Below are 16,448 nucleotides of genomic sequence, written 5' to 3' on the forward strand. Positions count from 1 at the left end.
CTGGGGTAGTCCTACGGCGCGTCGACCTTCTGGCGGGTATTGAGGTCGACAAAGGCGGGCGGCGTACCGGAGGGGGAGTGGACGAGGACCCGGTCGCCCGGGTGCAGGTCCGGGTCCTCGCGGTACCGGTCGCGGAGCTTGGTGGTGGCGGTCTCGTCGCCGGCGTCCGAGGCGATCAGCAGGGCGGCGAGCTCGTCGGTCGGGGTGAGGTCCATCTCGAGGTCATCGGCCATCGCGCCCCAGCCGTCCCAGAGCAGCAGTTCGTCGCGTTGCAGGTGCGCCAACTGCAGGAACACGTAGTCGCGGATGAACCAGCCACCCTTGAACGGCAGCGAGGGATCCACGCCGTAGACATCGCCGTCGATCTCGCCCGCGCGGAACGCCCGCCACACCTCGGCGGCCGAGTCGAACTTCCCCTTCGGAATGTCGTGGACATCGAATCCCCAGTGCTCGGCCGGCTCCAGTTCCGCGTCCAGCAGCACCCAGCGGTCGTCGTTCCAGTACTCGACGACGACGTGGTCGTGGTGGAACCCGGGCGCGAAGTACGAGCTGAAGCCGACCCGGCTACGGGCCGGGATGCCCTTGTGGCGCAGGGCCGAGACCATCAGCAGGGTGTAGTCGCGGCAGCAGCCGACGATCCGGTCGGCCGGTTCGCGCGGGGTCGCCAGGGGAGTGCCGTTGCGGCGCTGGTCGGTGGCCAGCATCGCCTCGACCCAGCGGTGGTTGATCTCCTCGAGCCGGTGGCCGGTGAACTCGATGCCACCGCCGCGGTAGTGGATCAGCAGGTTGCGGATCACCGCGGTGAGTTCGGCGATGTCGGACGGCAGTTCGTCCAGGAGAGCGGCGTGGGCGCCGGGGTCGCTGTAGGCGGACTGCTCGGCATAGTTCATCGGTTCTTCCCCTCACGTGGATGGATCGGTACTGCGACGTCGACCGCGGGGCCGTCGCCGGGCATGTCCTGGTAGCCCGCGCGGTACACCTCGCGCGGCGGGCCCGCGGCCGGCCCGGCGTACTTGCGAACCCAGTCCTCGACCAGGTCGTAGGCGAGCATGATGCGGGGGTAGACGCATTCGTCCATGGTGATCGTGCAGTAGGCCTCGGTGTGGGCGGGCTCGACGCGGATGCCGATCGGCCCGGCCGGATCCACCAGCCCGGTGAACGGCACGCACACCTCGACCGTCGCCTCGCTCTCCGGTGTCACCGCGCCGTGGTAGATCACCCACGAGCCGCCGGCGAGTCCCGCGCCCGCCTTGGTCAGGTGCGCGCGGATCTCGATCGTCGAGGACACGATGACGCCCATCAGCAGTTGCTGGTCCGTGTCCGCCCGGATCGAGGCGATCTTCGTGTCCGGTACGTCGCGGACCAGAACCGGCCGGGGAGTCAGCCCGGGGGAGCCGGCGCGGATCAGCCGGTCGCGCAGGTACTCCAGCGTCGCCTTCCGCGCGGCGGTGTTCGCCTCCTCGGCAGCCCACCACCGGTCCAGCCGGATCAGAGCTTCCTCGTCGGTCCCGGTGAGTACTTCGGCGATCGTGCTCAGCGGCATGTCGAGCTGTCGCATCACGCTGATCCGGCGAGCCCGCTCCAGCTGGTCCGCGGAGTACAGGCGGTAGCCGTTGACCGGGTCCACCCGGGCTGGCGGCAACAACCCCGAGACGTCGTACAGCCGCAAGGCCTTGTGCGAGAGCCCGGCCCGCCGACCGAACTCGCTGATCGTCAGCTCGTCCTTCGTCACCTCCATGCCGTCAGTCAACACCCTGCCCCAGGGGCAAAGTGAAGCTTGCGATGGCGGGGATAGTGAGACTTGCTTTCATGACGGTAGCGATATATCGTTAGTGTCATGAGATATATCGAGGAGGAAACCATGAACACCGAACGAGAAGGCCGCAGACGCGGTCACCACCACCATCCCCGGCGCGGCGGACCGCGATCGGGTGAAGGAATGCCCATGCATCGGCGGCGCGGCGGACGCGGCCGGGCCCCCCGCGGCGACGTCCGTGCGGCGGTCCTGATGCTGCTCGCCGAGGAGCCGATGCACGGCTACCAGTTGATGCAGGCGATCGCCGACCGCAGCGACGGACGCTGGACGCCCAGTCCCGGCGCGATCTATCCGACCATCAGCCAACTGGAAGACGAAGGCCTGGTCACCGTCATCGCCGATGCCGGTCGCAGGCTCGTCACCTTGACCGACTCCGGTCGCGAGCAGGCGGACGCCCGTCGCGAGACCGGCTCCGACCCCTTCGCCGAGTACGAGAGGTCCGAACCTGCCACCGACCTGCGCGGTCTGCTGGAGGAACTGCACGCTGCCACCCGGCAGGTAGCCCGCTCCGGCACCGAGGAACAGCGCGCCGCGGCAGCCAAGATCCTGACCGACGCACGCCGGTCCCTCTACCTGCTGCTTGCCGACGGCCCCGAGGCCCCGAACGACTGATCGCGTGGCGCAGTGAGAGCTGCGTCACGCGGTGGAACGTTTCGCGTTCCCGCCTCCTCTTCCAGGCGTCTCGACAGTCTGAGGAGGAGATGACCCATGAAGGCTCGACAGGTCGTGGCCGGTGTCCATGTCTTGCTGGCGGCGGTGCACGTGTACTGGGCGACCGGGGCGACCTGGCCCGCGATAGATCAGAGCTCGCTTTCGCAAGCTGTGCTCGGCCAAGAGGTCTCCTTCGCTCCACAGGTCGTTCTGCCCCTGGCAGTACTGCATGTACTGCTGGCCGTGGCAGTGCTGACGGTCGACCGCCTTCGACTGGCTCGGCTGGTGGTGGCAGGTCTGGCAGCCGGCTTGGCCCTTCGAGCCGCGGCCGGCCTGATGTGGGACTTCGGCCTCGGCACAGATTCCGGTACTGCGTTCTTCTGGCTGAACCTTTTCTTCTACACCCCTGCCTGCATCACATTGCTGGCTGTGGATCTGCGGCTGCTCCGGACGAGGCAACTGAGAGAGTTGCCCGCGTGATCGAAGAACCTGAGCAGTTGGTCCGCAGGGCGCAGGGTGGTGACACCCTCGCGATGAACGACCTGCTCGACCAACTCATGCCGTACGTCGGCCGGATCTGCGGGCCGATTGCCTTGAGCAACGGACCGGACGCCACCCAGGAGGCGCTGGTCGCGGTGTTCAGGTCGCTGCGGACTCTCAAGGAACCGGGTGCGTTGTTCGGCTGGGTTCGCGCCATCGCGGTCCGCGAAGCGATCCGGGTGGCACGGCAGGACCAGCGGCAGGTCGCCGCCGATCTCGACGAGTTGCCCGCGCCGAACGACCCGCAGTTGCTGGTCGACGTACGGGACACGCTGGCAAGGCTGGCTCCGGAGCACCGCGCACTCCTGGTCCTGCGCGACCTCGAGGGCCTCGACGAGCAGGCGGCCGCCGCCCTGCTCGAGCTACCCGCCGGAACAGCCAAGTCCCGGCTGCACCGAGCTCGCGCAAGCTTCCGAAAGGCATGGGGATCATGACGAACTGGCCGCAAGCAGAATTGGACGACGTACGCCGACTGCACGCGCTGGCAGCTGGTATCCCCGGAGCCGCGGTCACCGAGCGGGTCTTCAACGAACCGCTTCCAGCCGTCTGGGACCTCATGTGGAGCGACGGTCGGCGCTTCATCGAGTTCCAGCCCGACATGCGCTCGGTGGAGAACGTGCAGCGCGAGGGCGACCGGATCACGATGCTCGTCCGCAGCACCTTCGGCATGAGAGCCCGCCTGGAGGGAGTAGTCCGCCCCGGCTGGTGCTGGCTGCAAAGCCGCTTCCTCCTGATCGGCATGGCCGCCACCGAGGAACCAACCGGCGGCACCCGAGTAGCCCTCACCGGCGGCGTCCGCGTCCCCGGCAGGGCTGCGCTGGTCCCGGTCGGCGTACGCCGCGAGAGCAGGAAGTCGCTCGACCGCCTGGCGAGCAACCTGGAGAGTTAGGAGAACGACGCGGCGCCACCCGGGCTGGCTGAGTTGGGTGCCCGTGGCTACTGAGGTTGGAGGATGGCTGGAGGGAGAGCGGCGAGGACGGCTCGGGCCTGGTGGTGGTAGCCGAGGTCGTTGGGGTGGAACAGGTCGGGAGCGAACTGGCCGCGCCAGGGGCGGGAGAAATGGCGGGAGAGTTCGGCTACCGGGAAGCCTCGGTTCGCGGCGGCGCTGTGGATGGTTCTGTTGATGCTGGCGACGTACGGGCTGCAGAGGCTGCCGATAGTCCAGAGGCCGTCGGGCAGCGGCAGATCCAGCATGACGGAGGAGCGCGGCAACCGGTCGACCAACTGGCGCAGGGTGGAGCGCAGGCGCTTCGGGGGAGTGGCGAAGATGTCGTTGCTGCCGATGCCGCAGGTGACCAGGTCCGGTTTCAGGCCGAGTTCCTCGAGGACCGGAAGCTGTTGGTCGATCACTTGCCAGGTCTGCGCACCGGAACGGGACAGGTTGAGGACGCGCCAGGGACGGCTACTCCTGGCCGCCAATGCCGACATCACCTGACCGACGTAGCCGTGGAGCGGTGACGAGGCTCCGACGCCCTGGGCGGTTGAGTCGCCGAGAACGACCCAGAGCGGACCCTCGCCGGCGACGGCGGTTTTGTTGTTCGCCCGCCAGAACTCGGCAAAGGTCTGCGCCTGCACGTCGACGAAAGCGACGCCGTTGAACCACCGCTTGAGTGCACGTCGAGCCGTCGCGGTCTCGGCGTCGCCCCACCGAACCACGAGATGATGAAGAACGCCGATCGGCGTCTGGTGCTCGCGATTGACGCGCTCGTCTTGGCGCAGCAACAACATCCAGAGCCCCCCTCTGAATCCCGACCGAACAGCAGCCCTGCGCGGGTGTCGCGGACGAGGCGCTGCGGTGAACGAATGGCGAACAGCGACGGTACGACACGAAGGTGAACAAGCCGCCGATCGGCTGGAGGGCACTAAAGAGGGAGAGGCCGCCGGTCGACGGCGGGCCTCTCTCTGGGACTATTCAGGTGCCCCCTGCTGCATCGTCGTCTTCTCGACAACGATGCTGGTCGCGTACCGCGGCGTGCCCGGCGGCTCCACGTCCGCCCACTCACCGGCGTACTTCTCCGCGATCGCCCGCTCTAGCGCACAGTCCGGATCCACCGCGAGCTGGCTGACCGTCCCCCGCAGCTCGATGTAGTGCGTCGGCCGGGCCGGATCTACGACGACAAGAGCGATCCGCGGATCCCGCCGCAGATTCCGCAACTTCTGCCGCCCCTCGACCAGACTGATCCGAACAACCTCCCCGTCCCACATGAACCACAACGGCGTCACCTGCGGCTCGCCGCGCTTCCCGATCGTCGACACAAAAGCCACCGCCGTCGACCCAAGCAACCCATGAAACGCCGCTGGAATCTCCATAGCCTCCCCATCGCCATCAACCACCCACGACCAACCCACACCCGAGGCTAAGCACGCCCACCGGTCCACCGGCCGCGCTCACCGACTCGCGCGGGCAAGTCTCGGACCGAAGCAAGAGGCTGCCAGTGACGGGCGGCCTCTTGCTTCGGTAGGTGACATTGATCAGGCGGTTGGCATCGCGGTGTGGTATCGCTGGACGCCGACGGTGATGCCCAGACCCACACCGGCGAACGTGATGCCGGCCAGGGCGCCCAGGGCGACGGAGGTCGCGTCCAGACCGTCGTCGGGAGGCGCCGGCGCGGGGCTGACGATCTCCTCCGAGGAGCCGCCTTGGCCGGGGTACTCCTGCGCCATGGCCGGAGAGGCCATCATGAGGAATCCCAGGCTGACGACTGCGCCTGCGCCGAGCGACGTGATGCGTCTGACCATCGGGCGGTTCACCCGGGGGCGGTTGACGAGCGAGCAGCTTGCTGATGACTGGTTCGACTGTGCCGCCAGTCCTGGTTGAGTCTTGTGGAACATCACGGACCTTCTGTCTATCCCGAGGCGGGACTGCTATCGGCTGTCCGGTGACGCCTCGTGGCGTTGGTGCAGTTGTCCCGCCGAGCGGTATCGAGTCGGCCCTGACCGGTATCAAAGCGGTATCGCCGGCCTTGACTGCGCGCAGTACTCGGTCGACAGTCAAAACGTGGGTATCGCCGTACTCGGCCCGCTCACGATCGAGGGGGAGCGGAAAAACCTCGCAAGACGCGACCGCGTCGTACTCGCTGCTCTCGTCGTGCATCCGGGGGAGGTTGTCAGTGCTGGGGTACTCGCTGACGTGCTGTGGGGGGAACGACCGCCGGCGTCGTGGCAGAAGGTGGTCCAGGGATGCGTCGTCCGAGTGCGCAAGGTGCTCGGCCTTCACTCGATCGAGACGTCAGCGGACGGCTATCGGCTGACGGTGCCATTCGACGAGATCGACAGCCGGCGCTTCGAGCGTGCCGTCGGCAGAGCCCAGGAACTTCTCGCGGCAGACGATCCCGAGCGGTCGGCACTGGTGCTCGCGGATGCGCTGGCGCTCTGGCGGGGTCGACCACTCGTGGACCTGGAAGGCTGGGACACCGGACGCATCGAGATCGCGCGCCTGGAGGAGTTGCGACAGCTCGCCGAGGAGTTGTACGTCGAGTCGTCCCTCCGCTCCGGCCGGCCCGAGAACATCCTGGGGAAGGCCCGGGCACTGACAGAAGAGGCGCCGCTGCGCGAGCGGAGGTGGGCTCTGCTGGCGACGGCGCAGTACCAGTCCGGACGTCAGGCCGACGCGCTGACCACGCTTCGCCGGCTTCGGGCTGTGCTCGATCGGGAGCTCGGCCTGGACCCCAGCCAGGAGATCGACGCACTCGAGCAGGCGATCCTCCGCCAGGACCCGTCACTGGTGGTCGCCAGTGCCCTCCCGGAACCAAGCCCGATCTGCCCGTACCAGGGCCTGAAACCCTACGACCTCGAAGACGCGGACCTGTTCTTCGGCCGGGACGCCGAAGTCGCCGCGGGCCTGCGGAAGCTATCCGGTGGCTCGGTCCTCGCCGTCGTCGGGCCGTCCGGTTGTGGCAAGTCGTCGCTGGCAAGAGCGGGCGTCGCGGCCACCCTGCAAAGAGATGGCGGACGGGTCGTGACGATCACGCCCGGCAGGCATCCGGTGACCGCGTTGACCGCCGCGCTACCGGGCAGCGGACCAGCGCCCACCCTGCTGGTCGATCAGTGCGAGGAGGTCTTCTCCCTCTGCGACGACCTGGCCGAACGCCGGGCGTTCCTCGCCCGGCTGACCGAGTACTGCGTTGACGCGCAGCTCATCCTGTCCCTCCGGGCCGACCGGCTCGCCGACGTCTCCTCGCACCCGGCGTTCGCCCACTGCGTGGAGACGGGACTCCACCTGCTCACCGCGATGTCCGAACCCGATCTCCGGACGGCGATCACCGAACCGGCCCGACTTGCGTCGCTGTTGGTCGAGCCGGGGCTTGTCGACCTGCTGGTAGGCGAGGTCGCCGGACAGCCTGGCGCTCTGCCGTTGATGTCCCACGCATTGGCGGAGACCTGGCAACGCCGCGAAGGCCGAACGCTGACGGTCTCCGGCTACCACGCATCCGGCGGTATCCAGGGCGCGGTCGCCCAGTCGGCCGAACTCGTCTATGGCGAACTGGACCCAGAACAACAGGTCAGGCTGCGCGAACTTCTCCTGCGCCTGGTGACTCCGGGTCCGGACGGCCAGCCGGTTCGCAGTCGCCTGCCGAGGCGAACGGTGGTTACCGGCCCGGAGTCCGACCTCCTGATCGATCTGCTGGTTGGAGCCCGCCTGGTCACCAGCGATGACGGCGTCGTCGAACTGGCCCATGAGGCTCTCGCCCGGGCCTGGCCCCGCCTGCGCGGCTGGCTCGAGGACGACCTGGAAGGCCAGCAGATCCTCCACCACCTCACTCAGGTCGCCGACTCGTGGAACTCACTCGGTCGACCCGACAGTGAGCTCTACCGTGGAGTGCGCCTCGCCAACGCCCTGGACTGGCGGGAGAGCGCGACGGTGGCGCTGACGGAGATCGAGAGCGAGTTCCTCGCTGCCGGCCAACACCTGTCGGAGGCTGAACTTCGCGCGGTCGAGAACCAGGCTCGATACCAGGTCCGCGTCAACCGACGTCTCCGAGGAGCCCTGACCGCAGCCGCCCTGTTGCTGGCCGGGACGCTGATTGCTGGCGTGGTAGCCGTTCGGCAGGCGGACCAAGCCGACCAGCAGGCAGCCGCCGCGGAGCAGGCGGCCGTCCGGGAGCTCGCGCGCCGCGTTGGGGCACAAGCGCTGCTGACAGAAGGCATCAGCCACTCTCTGTTGCTCGCAGCGCAAGGGGCACGCCTGGACGACTCCCCGGAGACACGAGCCAACCTGCTGGCTGCGCTGAACAAGCGCCCACTGCTGGTCCGGTCATTTCCGGCTGCAGTGACCGGTGATCTCGGCGCCTTCTCGTTCTCCCCAGACGGAACTCGTGTCGTCGCGGGCGGTAAGAACGCGACGTGTTATCTGTACGAGACGGAATCGGGGCGAGAGATCGCCTCATTCGCGTTCGTGGCGCATCCCGACACACAACTGAGCGGGCATGTCGGCGGGATCGGGGTGGGGGGTGGGGTGTCCTGCTACCCACTCTTCACCTCGGACGGCCGGTACGTGTCGGCGATGACCAACTACACCACCGAAATGCCTGAGGGCCCGCGCGCCAAGGCCGTTCGGCTGCTGACCCCCGACGCCCTCGAAGTGGTTCCGCTCGCCTTCCCGAGCCAACAGTTGCTGTACTACCGCGACCTCGTCTCCAGCGCCGACGCCCAACACCTGGCTGCGAGCGTTCAGTTCATCCCGCAGGGGGGTGAGATGCCGATCGATGCCCCCGCCCTCGCGCTCGTCTGGGATCTCCGCGCACGCGAACGCAGGCCGCACACGGTCACCCTCCCGCCCGGCCCTCACGGACTGGCCCTCAGCCCCGATGGCCACACCGTCTACACCCAGCAGCCGCTGGCGGCGTACGACGTTGCCAGTGGGAAAGTGCAATGGCGACGCGAGGGACCCGGTCTGGTCGCAAGCAGTCCACCGCCAGCCATCGACCTCACTCGGGACGGCAACCTGTTGGCGCTCCAACCCATCGGGGCGACGGACAAGGCGATCGCGTTGGTCGACGCGCACACGGGCAGGACAGTGAGGATGCTGCGCGGTCATACCGGCGCCCTGCGAGACGTCGCCTTCTCCCGTGACGGCACGCTGCTCGGCTCCGCTTCGCAGGACGGGGAGGTCATCGTCTGGGACGTGGCTACCGGCAGTCCTCGCGAACGGATCAAGACTTTCGAGATCTCGTGGGGCGTTGGCTTCAGCCCCGACAACCGCACGCTGTACACGGCCGGCGACGAGGGCATGCTGCGAGCGTACGATCGCGCTGGGCAACAGCTGTATCTGCGCCGGACACAGCCCGTGCCCCCGCGCGACTACCTTCACGCGCTGGCCTCTGCCGACGGCAACAGAACAGCCTATGTATGGCGGGACGCAACGGACTCCTGGCTGAGCTTCGCCGACGCGGCGACCGGGGCCACCACCGCACCTGTGCGACTGCACGGCGAAGTCGAGCAGTCGCCCCGGACACCCGCTTCGTGGCATCCGGACGGCCGGCACCTCGCCGTGTTCGATGCCGGGGGCGCCGTCACGATTCTCGACGCCCAGACCGGCAAGGTTGTCGTACGGCGCCACGTCGTCGAGCCGGACATCTATTCAATTGCGTACGTCGAGGGCGGAGACCACATCCTGGTCAGTGACTCCCGGAACCACACCACGTTCTTCGACGCGCGCACACTGCAGCCCAGCAACGTACCCTTCAATCTGACCAGTAATTGTTGTACGGCGGCATCCCCCGACAATGAGAAAGCGGTCCTCTTCGATGACTCGCCCGACGGCGCGGCAGAGCACTGGCGGGTCATCCGTACGGCGACCGGCGAGGTGCTCTCGGAGGGCGACCTGAATCTCCGTACCAACCATGCGGCGTACTCGCCCGACGGTCGGCGCATCGCGGCGACGGGGAGCAAAGGCGAGCTAGTGATCATCGATGTGCCCTCGGGTCGCCCCCATATTGCTGCGACAACCGGGCACAGTGGCGCGGGCACGTTCGTTCGATTCTCGGGGGACGGGTCTCGGCTGGTGTCGGGCGCTGCCGATGGGACCTTGAGCCTCTGGGACGCACGCAACCTCGAACTGCTCGGCACCATCGCCACCTCGGCCGGCACCAAGAAGGTGGCTGTGTCCCCGAGCTTCACCGAGGGGCATGACGCGGTGACGGTCGCCGCGTTCGACGGACACACCTACCGCTGGGACACGCGCATCGGGCCGACGCTCGACTTCGCCTGCAAGATGGCCGGCCGCAGTCTTACCGATGAGGAGTGGAGACAGGCCTTCGGCGAGCGTCCGTACGAGAAGACCTGTCCCTGACGTCAGAGTGACGTCAGTACTTCGCGATCGTCGTCGGTCACATAGGGCGTCGGTGTGGCGGCGGTAGCCGAGGTTGTTGGGGTGGAAGTTGTCCGGGGCCAGCATGCGGCGCCTCGGTGGGCCGCGTGCCGGGACACTTCCGCCACCGGGAGGCCGCGCTCGGTCGCGGTGCGGATCGTCTGGTTGATGCCGGCGACGTACGGGCTGCACATTCCGCCGATGGTCCAGAAGCGGTCCGCGACCGTCAGGTCCATCACCACCGACGACAGCAGTCGCTCGATCACCTGGCGCAGATGGTCGCGGGACCGCTTCGGCGGCGTACCGAGGATGTCGTTGCTGCCGATCCCGCAGGTGACCAGGTCGGCGTTGAGACCATGGACCAAGGGAAGTTGGTCGTCCAGCACGTGCCGAGTTTGCGCACCGGAGCGCGAGAGATTCACCACCCGCCATGGACGACCGGTCCGGCGCAGTGCGTTCAGCACTTGGCCGACGTACCCGTGCAGCGGTGACGACAGACGGTGACCAATGACCGTACTGCAGGGACCGAAGCGGGCGCATCATAATGCGCGAAGGAGGACCAGGCAGCGGGGAGCCAGCGGGACTATGGCGCCTGCTTCTACTTCGGTGGCGCCGGAGTTGCTGGTGTCCAGGACTACCTCGTAGGCGGGGGCCCAGGAGGCGTCGGGGACGGTGACCTCGCGGGTCTCGGCGGTGGCGTTGAGGGCCAGGAGGAAGGAGTTGTCCGTCTGGCGGTTGCCTTCGACATCGAAGCCGCGGAGGGCGTCGCCGGCCAGGAACATGCCGATGGTACGGAGGTTGCCGTCGTGCCAGTCGGCCTCGGTCATCTCGCCGCCGTGCGGGGCGATCCAGGAGAGGTCCTTGCGGCCACCCGGTACGACGGGCTGGCCGGAGAAGTAGTGCCACTGGCGCAGGGTCGGGTGGGCGGCCCGGAGCGCGAGCAGCTTCTGCGTCAGCGCAAGGTGATCCGACCACTCAGCTGGCAGGGACCAGTCGAACCACGAGGTCTCGTTGTCCTGGCAGTAGGCGTTGTTGTTGCCGTGCTGCGTCCGCCCGCATTCGTCGCCCGCGGTGATCATCGGTACTCCGGTCGACATCACCAGGGTCGCCATCAAGTTGGCCATCTGGCGTTTCCGGAGTGCCATCACCCGTCGGTCGTCCGTCTCGCCCTCGACCCCGCAGTTCCACGAGCGGTTGTCGTCGGTGCCGTCCCGGTTGTCCTCGTGGTTGGCCTCGTTGTGCTTGTGGTCGTAGCTGACCAGATCGCGCAGGGTGAACCCGTCGTGCGCGGTGACGAAGTTGATCGACGCGTACGGGTAGCGCCCGTCGTCGCCGTACAGGTCGCTCGAGCCGGACAGCCGGTAGGCGAGGTCCTGGACGCCGTGCGACGAGGTCCGCCAGACGTCTCGCACGCTGTCGCGGAACTTGCCGTTCCACTCCGACCAGGGGGTGCCGAAGTTCCCGACCTGGTAGCCGAAGTGGCCGACGTCCCACGGTTCGGAGATCAGTTTGACCCGGCCGAGCACGGGATCCGCGGCGACCTCCGCCAGGAAGGGATGCCCGACCGTGTCGACCTCGTGCCGCTCGTTGCGGATCAGCGTCACCGCCAGGTCGAAGCGGAACCCGTCGACGCCCATCTCCTCGACCCAGTACCGCAGCGAGTCCATCACCAGGCGGCGGACCTGCGGGTGGGAGGTGTCGACGGAGTTCCCGGTGCCGGTGACGTCGTACATGGTGCCTGTCTGGGTCAGCCGGTAGTACGCGCGGTTGTCGATGCCGCGGAAGCTCAGCGTGGGACCGTCGAAACCGCCTTCGGCAGTGTGGTTGTAGACGACGTCGAGGATCACCTCGATGCCCGCGGCATGGAACGCGGCCACCATCGCCTTGAATTCCGCGACCTGCTCGCCCAAGGATCCCGACGACGAGTACGGCGCGTGCGGGGCGAAGAAGTTCAGCGAGTTGTAGCCCCAGTAGTTCGGCAGGCCCCGGGCGGCGATCGAGGGCTCGGTCAGGAAGTGGTGGATCGGCAACAACTCGACCGAGGTCACCCCGAGCTCGACCAGATAGTTGATCACCGAGGGATGGGCCAAACCGGCGTACGTACCGCGCTGGTGCTCGGGCACCTCCGGGTGGAGCTTGGTGAAGCCCTTGGTGTGCAACTCGTAGATCACGGTCTCGCCCCACGGGACCGGCCGGCTGATCGGCGGCGGCGGTTCGGAGGCCGCGACGACCACCCCGACCGGCACGTGGCCGGCCGAGTCGCCGTCGGAGGAGTCGTAGATCAGCGGGCTGGCGAAGTCGAGTGATCCGTCGACGGCTCGCGCATAGGGATCGAGCAGCAACTTCGACGGGTTGAACCGCAGCCCGTGCGACGGGTCGAAGGGGCCGTGCACGCGATACCCGTACCGCTGGCCGTGGCCGACGCTGTGGACGAAACCGGTCCAGTACTCACCTGTGTGGGCCAGGTCCAGGTTGCGCTGGCTGCCGTCGCCGCCGATCAGCGCCAGCTCGACCCGTTCGGCGGCTGGCGCCCACACCGTGAACGTGGTGCCGTCGGGGTGCACTTCCGCCCCGAGCCGCTGATTCGGATCGGGGGACTCAGGAGGGCCGAGCTCGTTCGGGGCGGCGGCGGTGGCTTCGGTCACCGGCACATTGTGCCCATGACAGGTCAAACCTGCCTCGGGGGAGGCAGGAGATGTCCACAACGAAGTTGCTAGTGTTCAGAATCGATAGTTGCGAACACCCACGCGCAATGATACAAACGCAGGAATGTTACTAAATTACCTGATCCACCCGCTTCAGGTGATCTCTTGCCCGTGAAACTACCTCCGGTGTCCTTTCAGAGACATGCAGCCCCGTCGAGACTCTCGAGCCGTGAGCCTCCTCTTCGTCATCCTGCAGCGTCGGGTCGTCGAGGGCATTGCCTTCTCCGGACTGAAATAAGGTCCGTTCCGGACTGAAATAGATCTCGAACAGATCCCCTGAAAGGGAGCTCATGTCGGAACCCCCACTGTCCGATCTGACGGTCGGACTGATCGGCGCGGGCAACATCGCGCACCTGCACGTCGCGGCCTGGAAGGCGCTCGGCGCCCGGGTGCTGGTGCACTCGGCGGCCGGTGCGCCCGAACTCGCCGAGCAGTATGGACTGGAGGTCGCTGCCACCCTGGACGGCCTGCTCGAGGAGGTGGAGTTCGTCGACATCGTCACCCCGTCGGCGACCCACAAGGAGATCGCGCTCGCGGCGATCAAGGCCGGCCGCGACGTGATCTGCGAGAAGCCGCTGACCCTGACGGCGGTGGACTCGCAGGAGTTGTCCGCCGCCGCGGAGGCCGCCGGCGTCCGGATCTACCCGGCACACGTGGTCCGCTACTTCCCCGCGTACGCCGCGGCGTACAACGCTGTGCGTGCCGGGCGGATCGGCGAGGTCGCCGTGGCGCGGTTCTTCCGGCAGGCGAGCTCACCGGCCGGCGCCGGCTGGTACCGCGATGTCGCGCGCTCGGGCGGCGTCATCATGGACCTGATGGTGCACGACCTTGACCAGGCCCGCTGGCTCTGCGGCGAGGTCGCCACTCTGTACGCCGTACAGAGTCCGCCGACCGTGGACGGAATCAGCCCGGTCAACGTCGCGGCGCATGTCACCCTCACCCACGTCAGCGGGGCGATCAGCCATCTCCGGGCGACGTGGGGAGCGACCGGGACCGAGTTCAAGTCCGGCTTCTCGATCGCCGGGTCCACCGGCACGTTGCAGTACGCGTCGGACACCGACACCGGGTTCCAGGAGGAGTTGCAGGACCTGGCTCCCCAGAGCGATCTGCTGATCCCGGCGTCGACGCTGTACGAGAGCCCCTACCTGACCCAGCTCCGGGATCTCGCCGCCGCGCTACGCGGCGGACCCGGGCCCCGAGTCGTCGCCGCCGACGGAGCGGCCGCGGTTTACCTGGCCGAGGCCGCGCGCGAGTCGATGGCGACCGGGCGCAGGATCGACATGAGCACGTTCGACCCGTCAGGAGTTGTCGCATGAGCTTGAAGGTTGCGCTCGCCTCGTTCGCGCACACCCACGCGGCGTCGTACGCGAGTCTGCTCGGCGCGATGCCCGACGTCGAGGTGCTCTCGTCCGACCCCGACGGTGCCGCGGCGCCCGACGCGGGACCCCGTGGCGCCGAGTTCGCGTCCGCGATGGGAGTGCCGTACGTCGACTCGTACGACGAACTCTTCGCCTGGGGCCCGGACGCCGTGGTGGTGACGAGCGAGAACGCCTTGCACCGTGGGCTGGTGGAACGCGCCGCGGCGGTCGGAGTACACGTGCTCTGCGAGAAGCCGCTTGCCACCGAGGTCGCCGACGGAGAAGCCATGCTCGCTGCTTGCGAGGCGGCCGGGGTGATCCTGATGACGGCGTACCCGGTCCGCTTCGCGCCGTCGTACGGGCGGTTGAGGGCGTTTGTCGAGGCCGGGCGGCTCGGCGACGTGTTCGCGGTGCTCGGGACGAACAACGGGAAGATCCCGTACGACCAGCGGCAGTGGTTCACCGACGCCAAGCTCGCCGGCGGGGGAGCCATGGTGGACCACACCGTGCACTGCGCGGACCTGATCGACGGGCTCACCGGTGGGGTCGAGGCTTCGCGGGTCCATGCCGTCGCCAACCACGTGCTGCACCAGGACAAGAACGTCTCGGTGGAGACCGGCGGTCTCGTCACGATCACCTACGAGAACGGGCTGTTGGCAACGATCGACTGCTCCTGGAGCGTCCCGGACAGCGGGCCGACCTGGGGTGGGGTGACGCTGCAGGTGACCGGGACCAACGGCTCGGTGGAGATCGCGCCGTTCCAGCCGCACGTCGGCGGCACCGACGCGTCCGGCGAGGTGTTCCTCCCGGTCGGCGGCAACCTCGACGCGATGATGCTGGCCGAGTTCCTCACCGCGGTCCGCGCCTCCGGCCCGGCCACGCCGGGTCAGCCGCCGGCCTCGGTCCCGCAGCCGGACGGCGCGGTCGGCCTCCGCACCCTGAAGATCGTCGACGCCGCCCGTCGCTCGGTCGCCTCCGGCCAGCCGGTCGACCTCTGACCCGATTGCCGTAGTCCCGCCGGACGATGCGCGGCGAACATCCGGGCGGCCGAAACCTGGGTGGCTGCCTCTCGCTCACTTGCGGGAGGCGGCCTCCAGGTGGGTGATGACGTCCTGCAGGTGATCCGTCATCGCCTGCGAGGCACCCGCCGCGTCGCGGGCGCAGATCGCGCTGATGATCCGCAGATGAGCGGCCAATGATGTCTCCGTCCGGCGCGGGATGCGCGTCATCCGGAAATGGTGCCGGATGTTCTGCGCCCGCAGCCGCTCGATGATCAGGGTCGCCGTGTTCTGCCCGCTGAGCTCCCGGATCAGCCGGTGCAGCCGGTCGTCGAGATCCGCGTACTCGAGCACGTCGCCGTCCGCGACCGCCCGGCGCATCTGCTCGCCCAGGTCGGCCAGGTCGGCCACCTCCTCGTCGCTGACCTTCGCGGCCGCCTTCGCCGCGCAGAGCGACTCGAGCACCATCCGCGCCTCGGTCACCTCGATCGCCTCGGCGATCGAGAGCGTGCGCACCCGCGAACCGCGCTGCGGGATCCGCTCGACCAGGCCCTCGGCGGACAGGTCCAGCAAGGCGGCCCGGACGCCGCTGCGCGCCACGCCGTACTGCGCGGCGAGGTCGGCCTCGACCAGGCGTTGCCCCGGGGCGAGCCGGCCCGTCGCGATGTCCTCGCGGACCGCGTCCCGGACGTACTCCTGAGCAGCCATGCCGTTCAGGCCGGCGCTTCTCACCGCTCCGTCACCGGCGTGCGCGTCCGTGGCTGCGAGCCCGGGCTGGGTGTCGATGTTGTCGTGGATGGCGAGTCCCCCTCTCTTGGCTACGCCGGATCCTGCTGACACACCAGTCTGGCGGCCGATCGGGTCCGGTGGCGGTTGGCAGGTCCGTGCGATCCCGGCCTGCTGATGAACGGCAGCATAATCTGTTGACGATAATGTTGACAATTTTGTCGACACATTCCTATGCTCCAGGTCCACGAGGCCTCTCCGTACTACGCCGGCCCACCCCCAGCCAGGCGCTCCGCAGCACCCCGCACCGCTGCACCACCCCAGACCCCGCGCAGCACCCGCACC

The 16,448-nt window shown here is 68.1% G+C and carries 15 protein-coding genes; 7 read left to right on the plus strand and 8 right to left on the minus strand.

The window, feature by feature from the left end; genetic code table 11:
- Window positions 1-11: 11 nt before the first annotated feature.
- Both ACFPJ1_RS14720 and ACFPJ1_RS14725 read right to left on the minus strand, forming a co-directional pair.
- Window positions 12-890, minus strand: coding sequence for a transglutaminase-like domain-containing protein (locus ACFPJ1_RS14720; protein WP_380104174.1), 879 nt, complete (start codon window positions 888-890; stop codon window positions 12-14).
- Window positions 887-1,738, minus strand: a complete 852-nt coding sequence (locus ACFPJ1_RS14725; protein ID WP_380104175.1) for a MerR family transcriptional regulator — start codon at window positions 1,736-1,738, stop codon at window positions 887-889. Before ACFPJ1_RS14725 ends, ACFPJ1_RS14720 begins: the two co-directional genes overlap by 4 nt.
- A gap of 207 nt (window positions 1,739-1,945) precedes the next feature.
- Here ACFPJ1_RS14725 and ACFPJ1_RS14730 point away from each other — a divergent pair, with 207 nt between their 5' ends.
- From ACFPJ1_RS14730 to ACFPJ1_RS14745, 4 genes are all read left to right on the plus strand, one after another.
- A complete protein-coding gene (locus ACFPJ1_RS14730) occupies window positions 1,946-2,428 on the plus strand; it encodes a PadR family transcriptional regulator (protein WP_380104176.1) in 483 nt (160 codons plus the stop codon).
- 96 nt (window positions 2,429-2,524) lie between these two features.
- Window positions 2,525-2,947, plus strand: a complete 423-nt coding sequence (locus ACFPJ1_RS14735) for a DUF3995 domain-containing protein (RefSeq protein WP_380104177.1) — start codon at window positions 2,525-2,527, stop codon at window positions 2,945-2,947.
- The gene (locus ACFPJ1_RS14740) at window positions 2,944-3,441 is read left to right on the plus strand and encodes an RNA polymerase sigma factor (protein WP_380104178.1); all 498 of its coding nucleotides are present in this window, start codon (window positions 2,944-2,946) and stop codon (window positions 3,439-3,441) included. Before ACFPJ1_RS14735 ends, ACFPJ1_RS14740 begins: the two co-directional genes overlap by 4 nt.
- Window positions 3,438-3,896 (plus strand): SRPBCC family protein, encoded by a 459-nt coding sequence (locus ACFPJ1_RS14745; RefSeq protein WP_380104179.1) that lies wholly within the window; start codon window positions 3,438-3,440, stop codon window positions 3,894-3,896. Before ACFPJ1_RS14740 ends, ACFPJ1_RS14745 begins: the two co-directional genes overlap by 4 nt.
- Before the next feature lie 47 nt (window positions 3,897-3,943).
- Here ACFPJ1_RS14745 and ACFPJ1_RS14750 read toward each other — a convergent pair whose 3' ends face one another.
- The 3 genes from ACFPJ1_RS14750 to ACFPJ1_RS14760 form a co-directional block, all read right to left on the minus strand.
- The gene (locus tag ACFPJ1_RS14750) at window positions 3,944-4,735 is read right to left on the minus strand and encodes an SGNH/GDSL hydrolase family protein (protein ID WP_380104180.1); all 792 of its coding nucleotides are present in this window, start codon (window positions 4,733-4,735) and stop codon (window positions 3,944-3,946) included.
- A gap of 180 nt (window positions 4,736-4,915) precedes the next feature.
- Window positions 4,916-5,317, minus strand: a complete 402-nt coding sequence (locus ACFPJ1_RS14755; protein WP_380104181.1) for a PPOX class F420-dependent oxidoreductase — start codon at window positions 5,315-5,317, stop codon at window positions 4,916-4,918.
- Between the two features lie 162 nt (window positions 5,318-5,479).
- Entirely contained in the window at window positions 5,480-5,746 is a 267-nt protein-coding gene (locus ACFPJ1_RS14760) for a hypothetical protein (RefSeq protein WP_380104182.1), read from the minus strand.
- Between the two features lie 259 nt (window positions 5,747-6,005).
- Here ACFPJ1_RS14760 and ACFPJ1_RS14765 point away from each other — a divergent pair, with 259 nt between their 5' ends.
- Complete coding sequence (locus tag ACFPJ1_RS14765) at window positions 6,006-10,298, plus strand: nSTAND1 domain-containing NTPase (RefSeq protein ID WP_380104183.1); 4,293 nt, start codon at window positions 6,006-6,008, stop codon at window positions 10,296-10,298.
- A 2-nt stretch (window positions 10,299-10,300) separates the two neighbouring features.
- Here ACFPJ1_RS14765 and ACFPJ1_RS14770 read toward each other — a convergent pair whose 3' ends face one another.
- Together ACFPJ1_RS14770 and glgX are read right to left on the minus strand one after the other, a co-directional pair.
- Window positions 10,301-10,825, minus strand: a complete 525-nt coding sequence (locus ACFPJ1_RS14770) for an SGNH/GDSL hydrolase family protein (RefSeq protein ID WP_380104340.1) — start codon at window positions 10,823-10,825, stop codon at window positions 10,301-10,303.
- Between the two features lie 30 nt (window positions 10,826-10,855).
- Window positions 10,856-12,961 (minus strand): glycogen debranching protein GlgX, encoded by a 2,106-nt coding sequence (gene glgX / locus ACFPJ1_RS14775; RefSeq protein ID WP_380104184.1) that lies wholly within the window; start codon window positions 12,959-12,961, stop codon window positions 10,856-10,858.
- Window positions 12,962-13,311: 350 nt separating this feature from the next.
- On the opposite strand from glgX, the gene ACFPJ1_RS14780 reads away from it, so the two are divergent.
- Entirely contained in the window at window positions 13,312-14,337 is a 1,026-nt protein-coding gene (locus ACFPJ1_RS14780) for a Gfo/Idh/MocA family protein (protein ID WP_380104185.1), read from the plus strand.
- Window positions 14,334-15,377, plus strand: coding sequence for a Gfo/Idh/MocA family protein (locus tag ACFPJ1_RS14785; RefSeq protein WP_380104186.1), 1,044 nt, complete (start codon window positions 14,334-14,336; stop codon window positions 15,375-15,377). Before ACFPJ1_RS14780 ends, ACFPJ1_RS14785 begins: the two co-directional genes overlap by 4 nt.
- 75 nt (window positions 15,378-15,452) lie before the next feature.
- On the opposite strand, the gene ACFPJ1_RS14790 is transcribed toward ACFPJ1_RS14785, so the two are convergent.
- Window positions 15,453-16,217 carry a GntR family transcriptional regulator gene (locus ACFPJ1_RS14790; protein WP_380104187.1) on the minus strand — a complete coding sequence of 255 codons (765 nt, stop codon included), beginning with the start codon at window positions 16,215-16,217 and terminating at the stop codon, window positions 15,453-15,455.
- Window positions 16,218-16,448: the final 231 nt, after the last annotated feature.

It is taken from the genome of Kribbella qitaiheensis, from assembly GCF_042657745.1.
GTDB classification, from domain to species: domain Bacteria; phylum Actinomycetota; class Actinomycetes; order Propionibacteriales; family Kribbellaceae; genus Kribbella; species Kribbella qitaiheensis.

Excerpts from the sequence above, each read along its gene's own strand:
- ACFPJ1_RS14785 (WP_380104186.1), top strand. The coding sequence starts at position 14,334 with ATGAGCTTGAAGGTTGCGCTCGCCTCGTTCGCGCACACCCACGCGGCG.
- ACFPJ1_RS14780 (WP_380104185.1), top strand. The coding sequence starts at position 13,312 with ATGTCGGAACCCCCACTGTCCGATCTGACGGTCGGACTGATCGGCGCG.
- ACFPJ1_RS14730 (WP_380104176.1), top strand. The coding sequence starts at position 1,946 with ATGCATCGGCGGCGCGGCGGACGCGGCCGGGCCCCCCGCGGCGACGTC.
- ACFPJ1_RS14755 (WP_380104181.1), bottom strand. The coding sequence starts at position 5,317 with ATGGAGATTCCAGCGGCGTTTCATGGGTTGCTTGGGTCGACGGCGGTG.
- ACFPJ1_RS14745 (WP_380104179.1), top strand. The coding sequence starts at position 3,438 with ATGACGAACTGGCCGCAAGCAGAATTGGACGACGTACGCCGACTGCAC.
- ACFPJ1_RS14735 (WP_380104177.1), top strand. The coding sequence starts at position 2,525 with ATGAAGGCTCGACAGGTCGTGGCCGGTGTCCATGTCTTGCTGGCGGCG.
- ACFPJ1_RS14720 (WP_380104174.1), bottom strand. The coding sequence starts at position 890 with ATGAACTATGCCGAGCAGTCCGCCTACAGCGACCCCGGCGCCCACGCC.
- ACFPJ1_RS14760 (WP_380104182.1), bottom strand. The coding sequence starts at position 5,746 with ATGGTCAGACGCATCACGTCGCTCGGCGCAGGCGCAGTCGTCAGCCTG.
- ACFPJ1_RS14750 (WP_380104180.1), bottom strand. The coding sequence starts at position 4,735 with ATGTTGTTGCTGCGCCAAGACGAGCGCGTCAATCGCGAGCACCAGACG.
- ACFPJ1_RS14725 (WP_380104175.1), bottom strand. The coding sequence starts at position 1,738 with ATGGAGGTGACGAAGGACGAGCTGACGATCAGCGAGTTCGGTCGGCGG.